A 17,094-nucleotide genomic window follows, 5' to 3' on the forward strand; every position below is an offset into this window, starting at 1 on the left:
GTCGGACCACTACGGCCTGAAAGCGGGAAAATTTGGCGTCGAGGGGTGTTGTGAGCGCCAAGTGGTCTGATAAATATTCGCCCATCAGTCGCTAGGACTTCCGATCCACGCTCGATGAGGAGCCGTCAGATGGCCGGCAGAACAGTGCGCAACTGGACCAGCAAGGCGGGGACTTCGCGCGCGGCGCGGATCGCCGCCGCCGCGGCCTGCGCGTCCCTCGTGCTCACGGCATGCGGCAGCACGAAGGACAGCGCGGCGCCCGCGGGCGGCGGAGGCGGCGGGGAGGGCAAGGTCGGGGTGATCCTGCCCCTGCTGACCTCGCCGTTCTGGCAGTCGTACAACGACTACGTGCCCAAGATGGCGAAGTCCGAGGACGTCGACGCGATGAAGACCGTCAACTCCAACAGCGACCCCTCGCAGCAGATCACCGACATCAACAACCAGCTCAACCAGGGGGTCAAGGGGCTCGTCGTCGCGCCCCTCGACAGCGCGGCCATCTCCGCGGGACTCGACCAGGCCGAGCGCAAGGGCGTACCCGTGGTCGCCGTCGACGTCGCCCCCGAGAAGGGCAAGGTCGCGATGGTGGTGCGGGCCAACAACGTCGCGTACGGCGAGAAGGCCTGCGACTACCTCGGCGAGAAGGTCAAGACCGGCAAGGTCGTCCAGATCATGGGAGACCTCGCCTCCGTCAACGGCCGCGAGCGTTCCGAGGCGTTCCGCACCTGCGTGAAGAAGAAGTTCCCCAAGCTCAAGGTGCTCGAAATTCCCGCCAAGTGGGAGTCCGACACGGCCGCGTCGAAGCTGGACACACTGCTCAACTCCAACCCCGACATCAAGGGCATCTACATGCAGGCGGGCGGCGTCTATCTCGCGCCCACCCTGCAGACCCTGAAGTCGAAGAAGATGCTGAAGAAGACGGGCGAGAAGGGACACATCACCGTCATCTCGAACGACGGCATCCCGCAGGAGTTCGACGCCATCCGCAAGGGCCAGATCGACGCCACGGTCTCGCAGCCGGCCGACGCGTACGCCAAGTACGGCATGTACTACATCAAGGCCGCGATGAACGGGAAGAAGTTCAAGCCCGGCCCCACCGACCACGACTCCACCATCGTGAAGCTGCCCAGCGGCATCCTGGAGGACCAGCTGCCCGCGCCGCTGGTCACCAAGGAGAACGTGGACGACTCCGAGCTGTGGGGCAACACGGTCAAATGAGTACGCCGATGACCGAGCCCCCCACCGGCCTGGCGACGACCCCGCTCGTCGAAGCGGCCGGTATCACCAAGCGGTACGGACCCACCGTCGCCCTGCAGGACGGGCAGCTGACCGTCCTGCCCGGTGAGTCCCACGCCCTCGTCGGCCGCAACGGCGCGGGCAAGTCCACCCTCGTCACCATCCTCACCGGACTCCAGGCCCCGGACGCGGGCACCGTCCTCTTCGACGGCGAACCGGCACCCGCGCTCACCGACCGCGACGCCTGGCGTCGCAAGGTGGCCTGCGTCTACCAGAAGCCGACGGTCGTGCCCGATCTGACCGTCGCCGAGAACCTTTTCATCAACCGGCAGCCCGAAGGCCGCGGCGGCTTCATCAGCTGGCGCAAGCTGCGCGCACAGGCCGCGGAGGTGCTCGACACCTGGGACGTGCGCGTCGACCCGGACGCCCGCACCGCCGACCTCAAGGTCGAGGACCGGCAGATGGTCGAGATCGCGCGGGCACTCAGCTTCGGGGCGCGGTTCATCGTCCTGGACGAGCCCACCGCGCAGCTCGACAACCGCGAGATCGAACGGCTCTTCACCCGCATGCGGGCGCTCCAGGAATCCGGGGTCACCTTTCTCTTCATCTCGCACCACCTCCAGGAGGTGTACGAGGTGTGCCAGACCGTCACGGTCCTGCGCGACGCCCGCTGGATCACCACCGCCCCCGTCGCCGACCTGCCCCGCGCCGCCCTGGTCGAGGCCATGGCGGGCGAGGCCCTGCGGGAGAAGGAGGCCGCCGAGAAGTCCGTGGCCCGGACCGAGGTCCCTGCCGACGCCCCGGTGATGCTCGACGTCAGGGGCCTCACCAGCGACTCGTACGCGGGCGTCGACCTGACCGTCCGCAAGGGCGAGGTCGTGGGCCTCGCCGGGTCCAGCGGTAGCGGCAAGATCAACCTCGCGGAGACCATAGCGGGCCTGCACACGCCGACCGCCGGAAGTGCTCAACTGGACGGCGTAACGCTGCCGTTCGGGGATGTCACCGCCTCGCTGCGGGCCGGCGTCGGCTGCGTGCCGCGTGACCGGCACGACCAGGGCCTGGTCTTCGGGATGACGATCGGCGACAACGCCACGATGACCGTGCTCGACCGGCTCGGGAAGTACGGCTTCGTCGGCACCGAACGCAAACGAGGCTTCGCCGAGGAGCTCATCGACCGGCTCGACATCCATGCCGAGGGACCCGACCAGCCCGTGTCGGACCTCTCCGGCGGCAACGCCCAGAAGGTCGTCATGGCGCGCGCACTCGCCTCCGACCCGCGCCTCCTCGTCCTCATCAACCCCACCGCGGGCGTGGACGTGAAGTCCAAGGAGTCACTGCTCGCCCGGATGGACCACGCCCGCGAGGACGGCACCGCCGTCCTCGTCGTCTCCGACGAACTGGACGACCTGCGGCGCTGCGACCGCGTCCTGGTCCTCTTCCACGGCCGGGTCGTCGCGGAGCACGAGGCGGGCTTCGCCGACCACGCCCTGATCGCCTCGATCGAGGGGGTGGGCACGACGGGCCCCGATAGGGGCGCGGGGAACTGCGCGGCCAGCCACAACGGGCCCGCAGCCGAAAATCAAGGAGACCACAGTGGCTGACACCAAGGCCCCGGCCGCACAAGCTGCCCCCGCAAGGAAAAGCACCGCCGAAAGCCGCGCAGCGAAGGGCATCCTCCTGCGACGCGCACGCGAACTCGCCCTGGTTCCAGCACTGTTGCTTCTCATGCTCCTGGGAGCCCTGCTCAATGACTCCTTCCTGACGGAGCGAAATCTCATCTCGATCCTCGGCGCCTCTGCCGCCCTCGCGATGGTCGTCCTCGCCGAGTCCCTCGTGCTGATCACGGGTAAGTTCGACCTGTCCTTGGAGTCCGTCGTCGGCATCGCGCCGGCCGTCGGTGCGCTCCTCGTCCTGCCCGCCGCCCAGGCCGGGTTCGGCACAGACATGCCCGTGGCTGCCGGGCTCCTCGCGATCCTGCTCGTCGGCGGAGCCATCGGCGCCTTCAACGGCATCCTCGTGGTGAAGCTCAAGCTCAACGCCTTCATCGTCACGCTCGCCATGCTGATCGTGCTGCGCGGGCTGCTGGTCGGCGCGACCGAGGGCAAGACGCTCTTCGGCATGCCCGACGCCTTCTACACCCTCGCCACCTCGACGTTCCTGACCATCCCGCTCTCGGTGTGGCTGGCCGCGATCTCCTTCGGCGTGGCCGGCTTCGTCCTCAAGTACCACCGCGTCGGGCGCGCCCTGTACGCGATCGGCGGCAACGCCGACGCGGCACGCGCCGCCGGCATCCGCGTGGAGCGCGTGATGCTCGGCGTGTTCGTCGTCGCCGGTGTTCTCGCCGCCGTCGGCGGACTCATGCAGACCGGCTACGTCGGCGCGATCAACGCCAACCAGGGCCAGAACATGATCTTCACCGTGTTCGCGGCCGCGGTCATCGGCGGCATCAGCCTGGACGGCGGCAAGGGCACCATGTTCGGCGCCCTCACCGGCGTCCTGCTGCTCGGCGTCGTACAGAACCTGCTCACCCTCGCCCAGGTGCCTTCCTTCTGGATCCAGGCCATCTACGGCGGAATCATCCTGGTCGCCCTGATGATCGCGCGTGTCACCACCGGCCGCGCACAGGACTGACCCCGCTCCGGGTTCCCCCGTCTCCTTGCCCCTTTCCGGAAAGGCCTCCTGTGTCCCCGACTCCCGCCCGCATCACCGCGGTTGACACCTATGACGTACGGTTCCCGACCTCACGGGATCTTGACGGGTCCGACGCGATGAACCCGGACCCCGACTACTCCGCCGCCTATGTGGTGCTCCGCACCGACGCGGACGACGGCCTGGAGGGGCACGGCTTCACCTTCACCATCGGGCGCGGCAACGACGTCCAGGTCGCCGCGATCGAGTCTCTGCGTCATCACGTGCTCGGCCGGTCCGTGGACGAACTCTGCGCCGATCCGGGGACGTTGAACCGCGACCTGGTCGGGGACAGCCAACTGCGGTGGCTCGGGCCCGAGAAGGGCGTGATGCACATGGCCATCGGTGCCGTGGTCAACGCGCTCTGGGATCTGGCGGCCAAGCGTGCGCGCAAGCCGCTGTGGCGGTTCCTGGCGGACGCCGAGCCCTCGTGGCTCGTCTCCCAGATCGACTTCCGCTACATCGCCGACGCCCTCACCCCGCAAGAGGCCCTGGACATGCTCCGGTCGGGCCGCCACGGAGCCGCCGAGCGTGCGGCCCTGCTGCGCGAGCGCGGCTTCCCCGGCTACACGACGTCGCCAGGCTGGCTCGGCTACAGCGACGAGAAGCTGACCCGCCTCGCCCGGCAGGCCGTCGCCGATGGCTTCACCCAGATCAAGCTGAAGGTCGGCGCGGACCTGGCGGACGACGTACGCCGCTGCCGTACCGCCCGCGAGGCGATCGGGCCCGGCATCCGCATGGCGATCGACGCCAACCAGCGCTGGAACGTCGGCGAGGCCGTCGAATGGACGCGCGCCCTCGCGGAGTTCGACCCGTACTGGGTCGAAGAGCCCACCAGCCCCGACGACGTCCTCGGTCACGCCGCGATCCGGAAGGCGGTCGCCCCGGTCAAGGTCGCCACCGGCGAGCACGTGCAGAACCGCATCATCTTCAAGCAGCTCCTCCAGGCGGGCGCGATCGACGTGCTGCAGATCGACGCGGCACGCGTCGGCGGAGTCAACGAGAATCTCGCGATCCTGCTCCTTGCCGCCAAGTTCGGCGTCCCGGTCTGTCCGCACGCCGGTGGCGTCGGCCTGTGCGAACTCGTCCAGCACCTTTCGATGTTCGACTACGTGGCGCTCGCGGGGACCACCGAGAACCGCGTCATCGAGTACGTCGACCACCTCCACGACCACTTCATCGACCCGGTCGTGGTGCGCGAGGGCCACTACATGGCGCCCACCGCGCCGGGCTTCTCGGCCACCATGCGGGCCGAGTCCCTCACCGAATTCACCTATCCGGACGGCGCCTTCTGGGCCGCCGACCTCGCTCAGGGCAAAGGAGCAGCCGCATGACCGACGCCCAGGACTTCGAGGGGCTCAAGGCCCTGGTCACCGGAGGAGCCTCCGGGATCGGACGGGCCACCGCCGAGCTGCTCGCCGCGCGGGGCGCCCGGGTCGCCGTGCTCGACCTGGATCCCGGCAGCGTGCAGAAGCCGCTCACCGGCTACCGCGCCGACGTCTCCGACGACGCCTCGGTGCGCGACGCCGTCGGCGCCGCCGTGGAGGAGCTCGGCGGACTCGACGTACTGATCAACAACGCGGGCATCGGCGCGCAGGGCACCGTCGAGGACAACGACGACGCCCAGTGGCACAAGGTGCTCGACGTGAACGTCATCGGGATCGTGCGCACCACCCGCGCCGCCCTGCCGCACCTGCGCCTCTCCACCCACGCGGCGATCGTCAACACCTGCTCGATCGCCGCGACGGCCGGTCTGCCGCAGCGCGCCCTCTACTCGGCGTCCAAGGGCGCGGTGCTCTCCCTGACGCTCGCGATGGCCGCCGATCACGTACGCGAAGGGGTGCGCGTCAACTGCGTCAATCCCGGCACCGTGGACACCCCGTGGGTCGGCCGCCTCCTGGACGCCGCGCCCGACCCGGCGGCCGAGCGTGCCGCGCTCGCGGCCCGGCAGCCCACCGGGCGCCTCGTCTCGGCGGACGAAGTCGCGGGTGCCATCGCCTACTTGGCGAGCCCCCTGTCCGGCGCGACCACCGGCACCGCGCTCGCCGTCGACGGCGGCATGCAGGGCCTGCGGCTGCGGCCCGCTGCCCGGTGAGCGGCATGGCCCGGCGCGCCATCGGACCCGGCGGCGTCGAGGTGACCGAGCTGTCCTTCGGCGCCGCCGGCCTCGGCAACCTCTGCACGCCGATCGCGGACCAGGAGGCCCGCGCGGCGATCGACGCCGCTTGGGAGGCGGGCGTCCGCTACTTCGACACCGCCCCGCATTACGGCATCGGCCTGTCCGAGCGCCGGCTCGGCGAGGCACTGCGGGCACACCCCCGGGAGGCGTACACGCTCTCCACCAAGGTGGGCCGCCTCCTCGAAGCGGTGGAGAGGCCTGTGGGTGACGACCTCGCCCATGGCTTCGCCGTCCCGGCCACGCACCGCCGGATCTGGGACTTCAGCGCGGACGGCATCCGCCGCTCACTGGAGGCGAGCCTCGCCCGCCTCGGCCTCGACCGCGTCGACATCGTCTACCTCCACGACCCGGACGATCACGCCGAGCAGGCCTTCCGCGAGGGGTATCCGGCCCTGGAGCGGCTGCGCTCCGAAGGCGTCGTGGGCGCGATCGGCGCGGGCATGAACCAGACGGCGATGCTCACCCGCTTCGTCCGTGACACGGACGTCGACGCCGTGCTGTGCGCGGGCCGCTACACGCTCCTGGACCAGAGCGCCCTGACCGAGCTGCTCCCGGCCGCGCACGAGCGCGGCAAGGCGGTCGTGATCGGGGGCGTCTTCAACTCGGGCCTGCTCGCCGACCCCAGACCCGGCGCGACGTATGACTACACGACCGCGCCGCAGGATCTCGTGGACCGCGCCCGCCGCCTGCAGACGATCGCGAAGCGGCACGGCACCACCCTGCGCGCAGCAGCCCTGGCCTTCCCCCTGGCCCACCCGGCGGTGACCACCGTCCTCGTCGGCGCCCGCTCACCACACGAAGTCCGGGACGCGGCAGCCCAGTTCGCGTCCGCGGTGCCCGACGCTTTCTGGCGCGAAGCGCGAGGCGCGGGCCTGCTGCCCTTCGAGGCGCCGGTGCCGGTGTCGGGGGCAGGGGCGGGGCCGGCGTGAGGGCCTCTCGCCACACGACGAGGCGCGCTGCCCGTGTGGCGGATGCGACGCCTGTCCCGTCCCAGACCCGCGAGAGGCCTCCGACCCCGCTGCCCGACACTGTGAGAATCGCCCTGCACGCCGAAGCCCGGGATGGGGCCGGGGTCAGGAGCGGAGTCGGAGTCAGTCGGAGTGCGGATGACTCCATGCGCGGTGAGGCGCGCCGCCCACGTCGGGCGGGTGCGTCGCCTGTCCCCGTCCCAGACCCCGAGAGGCTTCCGCGTGAGAATCGCCCTGCACACCACGGTCCGCGCCGACCGCGTCGCCGAGTACGACGCCGCACACCGCGAGGTACCCGCCGAGGTGGTCGCCGCCATCCGCGCGGCGGGCGCCACCTCTTGGACGATCTGGCGCAGCGGCAGCGACCTCTTCCACGTCCTGGAGTGCGAGGACTACGCCCGGATGCTCGCCGAGCTGGACAAGCTGCCGGTGAACATCGCCTGGCAGGCCCGCATGGCCGAACTCCTCGACGTCGTCCACGACTACTCGGCCGAGGGCGTGGACGCGGGCCTGCCCGTCGTATGGGAGCTGCCGTGATGGCGGAACCTGCCGCGATGCCCGGCCTCGTCGACTCCCATCACCACGTGTGGGACCTCTCCGTACGCGACCAGGAGTGGATCACCGGCGACGCACTCGCCCCGATCCGCCGCGACTTCTCCCTCGCCGACCTGCTGCCCGAGGCCCGTGCCGTGGGCGTCACCGCGACCGTGCTCGTGCAGACGGTCACCGTCGCCGAGGAGACCCCCGAGTTCCTCGCCCTGGCGGCCGGCAGCGACCTGGTCGCGGGCGTCGTCGGGTGGACCGACCTCACCCGCCCTGACGTCGGCGACACCCTCAGGGAGCTGCGTGAACTCCCGGGCGGGCAGTACCTCGTGGGCATCCGGCACCAGGTGCAGGGCGAGCCCGACCCCCGGTGGCTGCTGCGGTCCGACGTGCGCCGGGGCCTGGCCGCGGTCGGCGCGGCGGGCCTCGCCTACGACCTCGTGGTCCTGCCCCACCAGCTCCCGGCCTGCGTCGAGGCGGCGCGGGAGCATCCCGAACTCACCTTCGTTCTCGACCACTTGGGCAAGCCGCCCGTCGCCTCCGGAGCGCTCGAACCCTGGGCCACGGCTGTCCGCTCGCTCGCCGCGCTCCCCAATACCGTCTGCAAACTCTCCGGCCTGGTGACCGAAGCCGACCTGGGGACGTGGACGGTGGACGACCTGCGCCCGTACGCGGACACCGTCCTGGACGCCTTCGGGCCCGACCGCCTGATGTTCGGCTCGGACTGGCCGGTCTGCACCCTGGCCGCCACGTACTCGGAAGTCGTTGACGCGGCACGGAAGTTGACCGACCCGCTCACCGACGGTGAACGCGCCGCCCTCTTCGCCGGAACCGCCACCCGCGTCTACGGCCTCTGACTCACCGAGGGATCACCGAGCGGTCACCGAGGCGACGACACCCGCGTCGGCGGCAGGAACTCCCGCACGTACGTCCGCTCCCACCAGGCACCCGTCTCCCGCAACTCGCGCCAGGTCGTGTAGCGGTAGCGATAGAGACGGGCGCGGATGTACGCGGGAGGCGCCTCCGGCGGGAAGGGGACGTGCCGCAGCAGCCGCAGCGTGTCACGGTCGCCGTCCAGGAGCCGCTCCACCAGCGGGCCGAACCACGAGCGCGCGTAGGCCGGGGAGAGCGCGGCGAACCACATCATCCAGTCGAGCCGCAGATGGTACGGCGCGAACTGCCGCGGCCGGCGGCGCACATCACCCGGCTTGCCCTTGAACTCGTACTCCCGCCACTCCGAGTCCTGGCGGGGCGTGGCGTCCGCCGTGCCCTCGATGACCACCTCCTGACGGACGCGGCTGACGCTGCCGAACGCGCCGTACGTGTTGACGAGATGGAGCGGGTCGAAGGAGGAGTTCATGATCTGTTGACGCGAGAACAGATTGCGCGCGGGCCGGTAACTCAGCCCCAGGATCAGGGCCGTCGCCGCGATGACGACCACCTCGTACCAGAGCGGGGGAGCGGGCGAGGTCGACGGAGCCCCCGCGCCGCCGAAGTCCACGACGGACACGGCGAGCACGATCGTCAGCCAGTTCAGCCAGGAGAAGTTTCCGGAGAGGACCAGCCACAGCTGGGTGGCGATCATCAGGCAGGCCGCGGCCGTCGCGACCGGCTGCGGCGTGAACAGCAGGACGGGCACGACGAGTTGGGTGAAGTGGTTGGCCGCGACCTCCATCCGGTGGACCGGCTTCGGCAGATGGTGGAAGAACCAGCTCAGCGGTCCCGGCATCGGCTGCGTCTCGTGGTGGAAGTACAGGCAGGTGAGCTTGCGCCAGCACGCGTCGCCGCGCATCTTGATCAGCCCGGCCCCGAACTCCACGCGGAACAGCACCCAGCGCAGCAGGAAGAGGATCAGCACCGGCGGCGCCGTCTCGTCGTTGCCGAGGAACACGGCGAGAAAACCGACCTCCAGGAGCAGTGACTCCCAGCCGAAGCCGTACCAGGTCTGTCCCACGTTCACGATCGAGAGATACAGGACCCACGGCAGGAGCCAGAGCAGCATGCCGCCCCACAAGGGGAGCAGGCTGTCGGCGCCCGCGAGCAGTGCGAGGGCGCAGCCGCAGCCCGACCACGCGACGAGAGCGAAGAAGCGGTCCGAGTAGTGCAGCTGGAAGAGGCTCGGGGCTTTGCGGAAGGGCACGCGCTCGACGTAACGCGGTACCGGCAGCATGCCGCGCTCACCGATCAGCGCACGGAACTGCAGGGCCGCGCCCAGGAACGCGACGAGGTAGAGCGCGGCGAGAGCCCGCTGGAAGACGAGACGGCCGAGCCAGTACTGATCCGCTGTGAACCACTCCACAAGGCCATCTTGCGCCCTGACCGGCCGGGCGCCCCTCCTCGGCTTGCGCACCGGCTCCGACTGCCCCGGAGAATGGGGCAAAGTGCCCGATAGCAGGCGGGAGAACGCGGTGCGTGTGCCCACCAGGCCCATGAGGCCCACCTGGCCCACCAGGAGCTACGCGACAGCCTTCGCGATATCCGCGGCCCTCGCCGTCGCGGGATGCTCGGGCGGAGGCGAGAAGAAGTCCGCCGACGGCAGCGGCGAGCTGTTCATGCAGCCCGTCGCCGCCCAGGGCCCCGATCCGTTCACCGATTCGACCGCTGCGGCGTCCACGGCGACCCCCACGCCCGTCACCCGTTCGCCGCAACCGTCACCGACGGGTACCTCCTCGCCGACGGCCCAGGGCGTGCGCTCCCTCTCGGGCGGCACACCCGGTCTGTACGGCGGCACGCACTCCCTGGGCAGCTGTGACGTCGGCGCCCAGGTCCGCTTCCTCACCGCCGACCAGGGCAAGAGCCGCGCCTTCGCCCAGGTGTCGGGCATCTCCCAGGCCGACATCCCGAGCTTCCTGCGCGGTCTGACGCCGGTCGTGCTGCGGGCCGACACCCGCGTGACCAACCACGGCTACCGCGACGGCGGCGCCACCAGCTTCCAGTCCGTGCTGCAGACGGGCACCGCCGTCCTCGTCGACAACCGGGGGCTGCCGCGCGTGCGGTGTGCCTGCGGGAATCCGCTGAAGCCGCCGGTCGCGCTCGAGGGCACCCCAAGACACCAGGGCGAGCAGTGGTCCGGCTACCGCCCGGCGCAGGTCGTGGTGGTGACCCCGGCGCCGAAGATCATCGTGAACATCACCATCGTGAACATCGTCGACAACACCTGGATCGAGCGGAGGACCGGTGACGAGGACGGCGGCCACGACCACACCGTGCCGCCCCCGCGCCCGACCCCGACGCCCACGCCCACCACGCCGACCCCGACCGACCCGGACGACAGCGACTCGCCCAGCGACAGCGACACCCCGAGCGACAGCGACACCCCCAGCGACAGCGACTCGCCCAGTGACAGCGATACGCCGAGTGACAGTGACACCCCCAGTGACAGCGACTCGCCCAGCGACAGTGACACCCCCAGTGACAGCGACTCGCCCAGTGACCGGGGCGCCACCTCCACGGACTGCCCCACGCTCCCGCCCGCCACGGGCACGGAGCCGCCCACCGGCACCCCGTCCGAGATCCCGCCGGGCTGCCCGACGCCCACGCCCGGCGGCTGAGCGTGCGCACTCGGTCCCGACAGCGAAGAATCATGAAGTGTCATGACGCCCACGCCACTGCCGGACGACTGGCCAACGGATCCCCGGTCGATCCTGGCGGCCAACCGCACAGGCTGCTTCGACTGGGACCTCGACAGCGGCCTGATGCATCTCGATGCCGCGGGCCACGAGGTCTTCGACGTACGGGCCGAGGAGTACGACGGCCACCCGACGAGCCTCGGCGTACGCGTGCCGCCGATCGAGGCAGACCGTCTCGACGCCTACGTCTCGCACGCCCTCAAGGACGGCAGCCGCACCTACGGCATCTACTTCCGCATCCGGCTGCGCGAAGGCGGACTGCGCTGGACCCATACCCAGGGGTTCATCCACCGTGACGGGACGGGCAAGCCGCACCGCATCGTCGGCATCGTCCGTGACGCCACGCAGGAGCTGGGCGACAGCACGGCCCGGCATCAGCGCGCCGACGAGGAGGAGGACCGCCGCCGCCGCACGAGCATCGTGCAGGGCACCACGGCGGCCCTCGCGCACGCCCGTACCGTCCGGGACGTCATCGACGTGCTCAAGGACACCCACGGCCTGGCGCACCTGGGCGCCTCGAACCTGGTCATGGGCCTGGTCGAGGCCGGGCGGATCCGGTTGGTCGCGGAGGGGCCCGTGGGCAGCTTCGTGCCGGGCACCAGGTTCACGCGGATCGACGAGCGGTTTCCGATGAGCGACGCCGTGCGCACCCTCGCGCCGCGCTTCATCGAGACGGCGGCGGAGTTCGCGGCCTCGTACCCGGAGCTGTGGCCGCACATAGACAAGCTGGGCATCACATCGGCCGCGTATCTGCCGCTGATCGCGCAGGCCAAGCCGATCGGCGTGCTCGGCCTGCTCTACCAGGACAAGACCGGCTTCACCGAGGAGGAGCGCAACGTCCTGGTGGCGCTCGGCAGCGGCATCGCGCAGAGCCTCCAGCGCGCCATGTTCTACGAGCAGGAGAAGGACCTCGCCCAGGGCCTCCAGCAGGCGATGCTGCCGCGCACCATCCCCGGAGTGCCCGGCGCCGACATCGCCGTCCGCTACCGCTCGGCGGCGCTCGGCCGCGACATCGGCGGCGACTGGTACGACGTGATCCCGCTGCCCGGCGGCAGGGTCGGGGCGGTCATCGGCGACGTACAGGGCCATGACACCCACGCGGCGGCCGTCATGGGCCAGCTGCGCATCGTGCTGCGCGCCTACGCCGCCGAGGGGCACCCGCCGGCCACCGTCATGGCCCGCGCCTCCGGCTTCCTGCACGAGCTGGACACCGAACGCTTCGCCACCTGCCTCTACGCGGAGGCCGATCTGTCGTCGGGCGTGGTCCAGCTGGTGCGGGCAGGACACATCGACCCGCTCCTCCAGCGGACCGACGGCACCTGTCGCAGGGTGCCGGTCGAGGGTGGTCTGCCGCTGGGGCTCTCGGCCGAGTTCGGCCGTCTCGAATATCCGGTCACCACCTTCGAACTCGACGCGGAGCAGACCCTGTTGCTCTTCACCGACGGCCTGATCGAGGAGCCCGGCGCCGACCTCGACGACGGTCTGCGGGCCCTGGGCGAGCTGGCCTGCTCGGGGCCGCGTGACCTCCAGCAGCTGGCGGACCGGCTCTGCGAGAGCGTGGACGAGCGGGGCGGCGAGGACGACGCGGCGCTGCTTCTGCTGCGCCGCCGCACGGTCGACGCCCCCCGGACCGGCGGCCGCCTCCAGCAGCACGTGGGCCCCGGCGACCCGGAGGCGCTGGCCGAGGCCCGGCACATGATCCGGGCCGCGGTGCGCGCCTGGGGTGCCGGGGACGGCGCCGACGAGATCGAGCTGGTGGCGGACGAGCTGATCACCAACGCGCTGATGCACACCGACGGCGCGGCGATCGTGACGCTGCGGGTGGTCAGCGGCAGCGAACGGCGCCTGCGCGTCGAGGTCGAGGACTCCTCCAGCGCACTGCCGCGCCGCCGGGAGGCGGGGGAGGCAGGGGTGTCGGGGCGGGGGTTGCTCCTTGTGGACATGCTCGCGGACGTGTGGGGTGTCGAGTCACGAGGCACCGGCAAGTGCGTGTGGTGCGAGTTCATCGTGCCCGCCCGGGAAACCGAGGGTTAGAGGCGAGCGGATGGCACGGTCGGAACTGGAACTGGGACAGGAGTGAGCGGATGCCGGAGCTTCCCGAGGTCGAGGCGCTGCGCGCCTTCCTCACCGACCACCTAGTCGGCCACGAGATCGTGCGGGTGCTGCCCGTGGCGATCAGTGTCCTCAAGACGTACGACCCGCCGCTCACCGCCCTCGAAGGGCGCACCGTCACGGCCGTGGCGCGCCACGGCAAGTTCCTCGACCTGGACGCGGACGGCCTGCATCTGGTCACGCACCTGGCCCGCGCGGGCTGGCTGCACTGGAAGGACCGCCTCCCCGACGGCACGCCACGCCCCGGCAAGGGCCCTCTCGCGCTGCGGGTCGCCCTGGAGACGGGGGAGGGCTTCGACCTGACGGAGGCGGGCACGCAGAAACGCCTCGCGGTGTACGTGACCGACGACCCGGCGACGGTCCCCGGCATCGCCCGCCTGGGCCCCGACCCGCTGGCCCCGGACTTCGACGAGGACCGCTTCGCCGGGCTCCTGTCGGACGAACGGCGGCAGATCAAGGGCGCGCTGCGGGACCAGACCCTGCTCGCGGGGGTCGGGAACGCGTACAGCGACGAGATCTTGCACGCGGCCCGCATGTCTCCGTTCAAGCTCACGTCGAGCCTCACGAAGGACGAGGTCCACGGGCTGTACGCGGCGTTGCGGAGCACGCTGACCGAAGCGGTGGAACGCTCGCACGGAGTCGCGGCGGGCCGCCTCAAGGCGGAGAAGAAGAGCGGCCTGCGTGTGCACGGCCGCGCCGGTGAGACGTGCCCCGTGTGCGGCGACACCATCCGCGAGGTCTCTTTCAGCGACTCCTCGCTCCAGTACTGCCCCACCTGCCAGACGGGCGGGAAACTGCTGGCGGACCGGAGGATGTCCCGCTTGCTGAAGTAGCCCTGCGCGCGGGCGAGTTCAGGGGCTCCGTTCAGGGGCTCCGTAACGTCAGCAGGCGCTGTCCGCCGGTGGTGCGCACCTCGTAGCGGGCGATGTCCTCGCGGGGCAGGGCCGCGCCACCTTGTGTCGCGAGTTCTTCCGACGGCTCGCCCGCGGGTGCCTTCCACGTCGTCACCGTCTGCTCGGAGCCGTCGGTGCCGACGGCGATGAGCTCGCAGACGTGGGGGCCGTCCGGGTCGCGGACCCGGAGCCCGATGTCCGTGCCCCATGCGCGGCCCCGCGCGGTCAGGGTCGCCGAGACTCCGGTGCGTCCGTCGCGGGCGCTGATCTGTTCCGGGCCGGGTCCGTCGGCACGCAGCACGGCGGCCACGGGAGCCGCGAGCGCCAGGACGACGCTCGCCACGACGGCGCACAGCCATCGTCGGCGCCCGGCCCTGCGCAGCCGCGCGGCCTCGGCGAGCAGCCGCTCGCCGAGGCCGGGCCCGGGCACGGCAAGAGGCTCGACGTGCGGCGGCGTGAAACGTGCGTAAGCGGCCAACTGCTGTGCTGTCGGGCCGAGTTCCGCCAGCAGGGCCCGGCACTCGGGGCAGTCCATGAGGTGGTCGTCAAAGCGGAAGGTGTCGGCCGCGTCGAGGACGCCGAGCGCGTAGGCGCCGGCGTCGCGGTGCCGCTCCAGGGGCCTCATGGCGTTCCTTGCGTGACGAGTCGGGCAGGGGGGGTGCTTCCTGCCCTCCCGTACGCAGCGGACCGCCGAATCACTCAAGACACGGGACGCGAACACTCACACGGGGTGTCAGGGCGACTCCGTGGCGGTGTCGGAACGTCTCTGCCGGGCGTCAGAACAGATGGATCGCCAGGTGTCCGAGCGGCAGCCCCAGGCGCCAGGCGGCCGTCCACACCTTGGGCCCGTCGTCCTCACCGCACGGCGACCCGCCGCCCGGCACCGCGTCCAGATCGGGCGCGAGCAGCTCCGTCTCCTCGAGCCATCGCCACGCCAGATCGGCCAACTGCAGGTCGGGTGCGGGTTCGCCGGAGGCGACCGCGTCCGCCGTGAGCAAGGCCATCCGCTCGCCGACCCAGTCGAGCCACGGCTGGTCGTACGCCGTCAGGGACAGCCAGGTCTCCAGCTGGGAGACCACGCGGATGCCCGAAAGCTCGCCATTCGTGTCGGAGAGGAAAATAGTCAGGGCCAGAGCATCACGCCCCGCGCGGTATTCGAAAGATGTCGGCGGCATCAAATCGCCGGTACGCAGCAATTCGTCCGCAATGTACTCGGCGTACAACCACGCCATCGGCACGGCCAGTTCGCCATCACTCGGGCCCTCCGTGTTTCCTCGGCTCTCGTGCAGCATCCCGTCTCGCCTTCCTCCGATCCGTGCGCGTCGCCGGCCTCTGGCCCCCAATCCGGAACACGGATGAGGACAGCCGATTACCCGAAGGGGGCTCCGAGCAAGGCGCTTTACGGAGCCTTGACTCAGCCCTCGGTTTCGTCGCAGGTCGGGACCCCTCTGTTCTTCGTGTCACATGGCCGGATGATTTAAGTCCCTTTCGGGGACTATGACGGCATTGCTGCTTGACTCGGCATTGTGTCCGAATGTGGATTCGTTTCGCCGAATATCCCCCATTCACGGAGCCTGGTCGATGACGCAGCGCACACCCCAGGGAACAGCTCTTCTGGCCGCAGCAATGATCGGAGCCACTCTCGCCGGGACCGCCGCCTGCACGGCGAATACGAAGCCCACACAGGAGCGGAATATGGAGCAGCGGGGCGAAAGACAGCGGGAAGACGCCCAAGGTGGTAATCGGGACGCTCCGCCCCCCGCCCCGTCGGCGGCCGGTGGCGGCCAGGACGCCCCGCGCGCCTTCACGCTCGTCGCCTCCGGGGACGTGCTCCCGCACTCCTCGATCATCGACCGGGCCAGCGCCGACGCGGGCGGCCACGGTTACGACTTCGTGCCGATGCTCAAGGACGTCAAGCCCGTCGTCTCCAAGGCGGATCTGGCGATCTGTCACATGGAGACGATCTACGGCGAGAACGGGGACTACACCGGCTACCCCAGCTTCAAGTCCCCGCCCCAGATCGCCCGCGCGCTGGCGGCCACCGGCTACGACGCCTGCTCCACCGCCTCCAACCACACGCTCGACGACGGCGCCGCGGGGGTGCGCCGGACCCTGGACGCGCTCGACAAGGCAGGCATCAAGCATGCGGGTTCGGGCCGCACGGCCGCCGAGGGCAAGTCGCCCGCGTGGCTGCGGGCCGGCGGCGCGAAGGTGGCGCAGCTCGCGTACACGTACGGCACGAACGACGCCCCGATGCCCCCGGGCCAGCCCTGGGCGGTCAACCTCATGGAGCGCGAGCGGATCATTGCGGACGCACGGGCCGCGCGGAAGGCGGGCGCGGACGTGGTCGTCGTCTCGGTGCACTGGGGCACGGAGTGGCAGGACGCCCCCGACGCCCGCCAGCTGAGCCTCGGCAAGCAGCTCACGGCGTCAAGGACCGGCGGCCGCCCCGACATCGACCTGATCCTGGGCACGCACGCGCATGTCCCGCAGGCCTACGAGAAGGTCAACGGGACCTGGGTCCTCTACGGCATGGGCGACCAGATCGCCGGCGACATGATCAACCACGAGGGCGCGAACGACCCGCGGGGCAACCAGGGCACCCTCGGGCGCTTCACGTTCGCCCCGCCCGCGGCCCCCGGCGGCCGCTGGGAGGTCAAGAAGGCCGAGTTCATCCCCCAGTGGTTCAACACCGCCACGGGCCGCGCGACCAACCTGAACGCGGCGCTGGAGCGCGGCGAGGGCGTCGCGGCCATCCGCGACCGGATCCGCGCCATCGTCCTGAGCCGGGGTGCGGGAAAGACCGGCCTGGTGATGGGCAAGTAGCAGGAGCGGCGTCCGGTGCCGGG

At 70.8% G+C, this 17,094-nt stretch carries 15 protein-coding genes; 12 read left to right on the forward strand and 3 right to left on the reverse strand.

The window, feature by feature from the left end; all coding sequences use genetic code 11:
- The first annotated feature begins 129 nt into the window (after positions 1-129).
- The 8 genes from ACZ5U5_RS12030 to ACZ5U5_RS12065 all read left to right on the forward strand — a co-directional run bounded on the left by ACZ5U5_RS12030 (position 130) and on the right by ACZ5U5_RS12065 (position 8,468).
- Positions 130-1,215: a sugar ABC transporter substrate-binding protein gene (locus ACZ5U5_RS12030; RefSeq protein WP_469019738.1), complete on the forward strand. Its 1,086-nt coding sequence runs from the start codon at positions 130-132 to the stop codon at positions 1,213-1,215.
- An 8-nt stretch (positions 1,216-1,223) separates the two neighbouring features.
- Positions 1,224-2,834 (forward strand): sugar ABC transporter ATP-binding protein, encoded by a 1,611-nt coding sequence (locus tag ACZ5U5_RS12035; RefSeq protein ID WP_469019741.1) that lies wholly within the window; start codon positions 1,224-1,226, stop codon positions 2,832-2,834.
- Positions 2,827-3,864 (forward strand): ABC transporter permease, encoded by a 1,038-nt coding sequence (locus ACZ5U5_RS12040; protein WP_469019744.1) that lies wholly within the window; start codon positions 2,827-2,829, stop codon positions 3,862-3,864. The genes ACZ5U5_RS12035 and ACZ5U5_RS12040 overlap by 8 nt, the downstream gene beginning before the upstream one ends.
- Before the next feature lie 50 nt (positions 3,865-3,914).
- The gene (locus tag ACZ5U5_RS12045) at positions 3,915-5,255 is read left to right on the forward strand and encodes an L-fuconate dehydratase (RefSeq protein WP_469019746.1); all 1,341 of its coding nucleotides are present in this window, start codon (positions 3,915-3,917) and stop codon (positions 5,253-5,255) included.
- A complete protein-coding gene (locus tag ACZ5U5_RS12050; RefSeq protein WP_469019747.1) occupies positions 5,252-6,016 on the forward strand; it encodes an SDR family NAD(P)-dependent oxidoreductase in 765 nt (254 codons plus the stop codon). Before ACZ5U5_RS12045 ends, ACZ5U5_RS12050 begins: the two co-directional genes overlap by 4 nt.
- 5 nt (positions 6,017-6,021) lie before the next feature.
- Positions 6,022-7,029, forward strand: a complete 1,008-nt coding sequence (locus ACZ5U5_RS12055) for an aldo/keto reductase (RefSeq protein ID WP_469019750.1) — start codon at positions 6,022-6,024, stop codon at positions 7,027-7,029.
- A gap of 261 nt (positions 7,030-7,290) precedes the next feature.
- A complete protein-coding gene (locus ACZ5U5_RS12060; protein ID WP_469019752.1) occupies positions 7,291-7,605 on the forward strand; it encodes an L-rhamnose mutarotase in 315 nt (104 codons plus the stop codon).
- On the forward strand, positions 7,605-8,468 hold the full coding sequence (locus tag ACZ5U5_RS12065) for an amidohydrolase family protein (protein ID WP_469019755.1): 864 nt from the start codon (positions 7,605-7,607) through the stop codon (positions 8,466-8,468). Before ACZ5U5_RS12060 ends, ACZ5U5_RS12065 begins: the two co-directional genes overlap by 1 nt.
- 23 nt (positions 8,469-8,491) lie before the next feature.
- Here the strand turns inward: ACZ5U5_RS12065 and ACZ5U5_RS12070 are convergent, their stop codons facing one another.
- The gene (locus tag ACZ5U5_RS12070) at positions 8,492-9,910 is read right to left on the reverse strand and encodes a lipase maturation factor family protein (RefSeq protein WP_469019758.1); all 1,419 of its coding nucleotides are present in this window, start codon (positions 9,908-9,910) and stop codon (positions 8,492-8,494) included.
- Positions 9,911-9,992: 82 nt separating this feature from the next.
- On the opposite strand from ACZ5U5_RS12070, the gene ACZ5U5_RS12075 reads away from it, so the two are divergent.
- Genes ACZ5U5_RS12075 through ACZ5U5_RS12085 form a run of 3 tightly spaced genes read left to right on the forward strand, consistent with a single transcriptional unit; the run spans position 9,993 to position 14,185 of the window.
- The gene (locus ACZ5U5_RS12075; RefSeq protein WP_469019760.1) at positions 9,993-11,162 is read left to right on the forward strand and encodes a DUF6777 domain-containing protein; all 1,170 of its coding nucleotides are present in this window, start codon (positions 9,993-9,995) and stop codon (positions 11,160-11,162) included.
- A gap of 42 nt (positions 11,163-11,204) precedes the next feature.
- Positions 11,205-13,274, forward strand: coding sequence for a SpoIIE family protein phosphatase (locus tag ACZ5U5_RS12080; protein ID WP_469019763.1), 2,070 nt, complete (start codon positions 11,205-11,207; stop codon positions 13,272-13,274).
- 50 nt (positions 13,275-13,324) lie between these two features.
- Positions 13,325-14,185, forward strand: coding sequence for an Fpg/Nei family DNA glycosylase (locus tag ACZ5U5_RS12085; protein WP_469019766.1), 861 nt, complete (start codon positions 13,325-13,327; stop codon positions 14,183-14,185).
- A gap of 31 nt (positions 14,186-14,216) precedes the next feature.
- Here ACZ5U5_RS12085 and ACZ5U5_RS12090 read toward each other — a convergent pair whose 3' ends face one another.
- Entirely contained in the window at positions 14,217-14,870 is a 654-nt protein-coding gene (locus tag ACZ5U5_RS12090) for a zf-HC2 domain-containing protein (protein ID WP_469019768.1), read from the reverse strand.
- Positions 14,871-15,021: 151 nt separating this feature from the next.
- The gene (locus tag ACZ5U5_RS12095; RefSeq protein ID WP_363207257.1) at positions 15,022-15,537 is read right to left on the reverse strand and encodes a hypothetical protein; all 516 of its coding nucleotides are present in this window, start codon (positions 15,535-15,537) and stop codon (positions 15,022-15,024) included.
- Positions 15,538-15,826: 289 nt separating this feature from the next.
- Here ACZ5U5_RS12095 and ACZ5U5_RS12100 point away from each other — a divergent pair, with 289 nt between their 5' ends.
- Positions 15,827-17,071 (forward strand): CapA family protein, encoded by a 1,245-nt coding sequence (locus ACZ5U5_RS12100; RefSeq protein WP_469019770.1) that lies wholly within the window; start codon positions 15,827-15,829, stop codon positions 17,069-17,071.
- Positions 17,072-17,094: the final 23 nt, after the last annotated feature.

The organism is Streptomyces sp. NPDC033177 (assembly GCF_055577715.1).

Bases quoted from the DNA above. Each gene is read 5' to 3' on its own strand.
- ACZ5U5_RS12065 (WP_469019755.1), top strand. From the start codon at position 7,605: ATGGCGGAACCTGCCGCGATGCCCGGCCTCGTCGACTCCCATCACCAC.
- ACZ5U5_RS12055 (WP_469019750.1), top strand. From the start codon at position 6,022: ATGGCCCGGCGCGCCATCGGACCCGGCGGCGTCGAGGTGACCGAGCTG.
- ACZ5U5_RS12090 (WP_469019768.1), bottom strand. From the start codon at position 14,870: ATGAGGCCCCTGGAGCGGCACCGCGACGCCGGCGCCTACGCGCTCGGC.
- ACZ5U5_RS12030 (WP_469019738.1), top strand. From the start codon at position 130: ATGGCCGGCAGAACAGTGCGCAACTGGACCAGCAAGGCGGGGACTTCG.
- ACZ5U5_RS12095 (WP_363207257.1), bottom strand. From the start codon at position 15,537: ATGCTGCACGAGAGCCGAGGAAACACGGAGGGCCCGAGTGATGGCGAA.
- ACZ5U5_RS12050 (WP_469019747.1), top strand. From the start codon at position 5,252: ATGACCGACGCCCAGGACTTCGAGGGGCTCAAGGCCCTGGTCACCGGA.
- ACZ5U5_RS12035 (WP_469019741.1), top strand. From the start codon at position 1,224: ATGACCGAGCCCCCCACCGGCCTGGCGACGACCCCGCTCGTCGAAGCG.
- ACZ5U5_RS12080 (WP_469019763.1), top strand. From the start codon at position 11,205: ATGACGCCCACGCCACTGCCGGACGACTGGCCAACGGATCCCCGGTCG.
- ACZ5U5_RS12085 (WP_469019766.1), top strand. From the start codon at position 13,325: ATGCCGGAGCTTCCCGAGGTCGAGGCGCTGCGCGCCTTCCTCACCGAC.
- ACZ5U5_RS12100 (WP_469019770.1), top strand. From the start codon at position 15,827: ATGACGCAGCGCACACCCCAGGGAACAGCTCTTCTGGCCGCAGCAATG.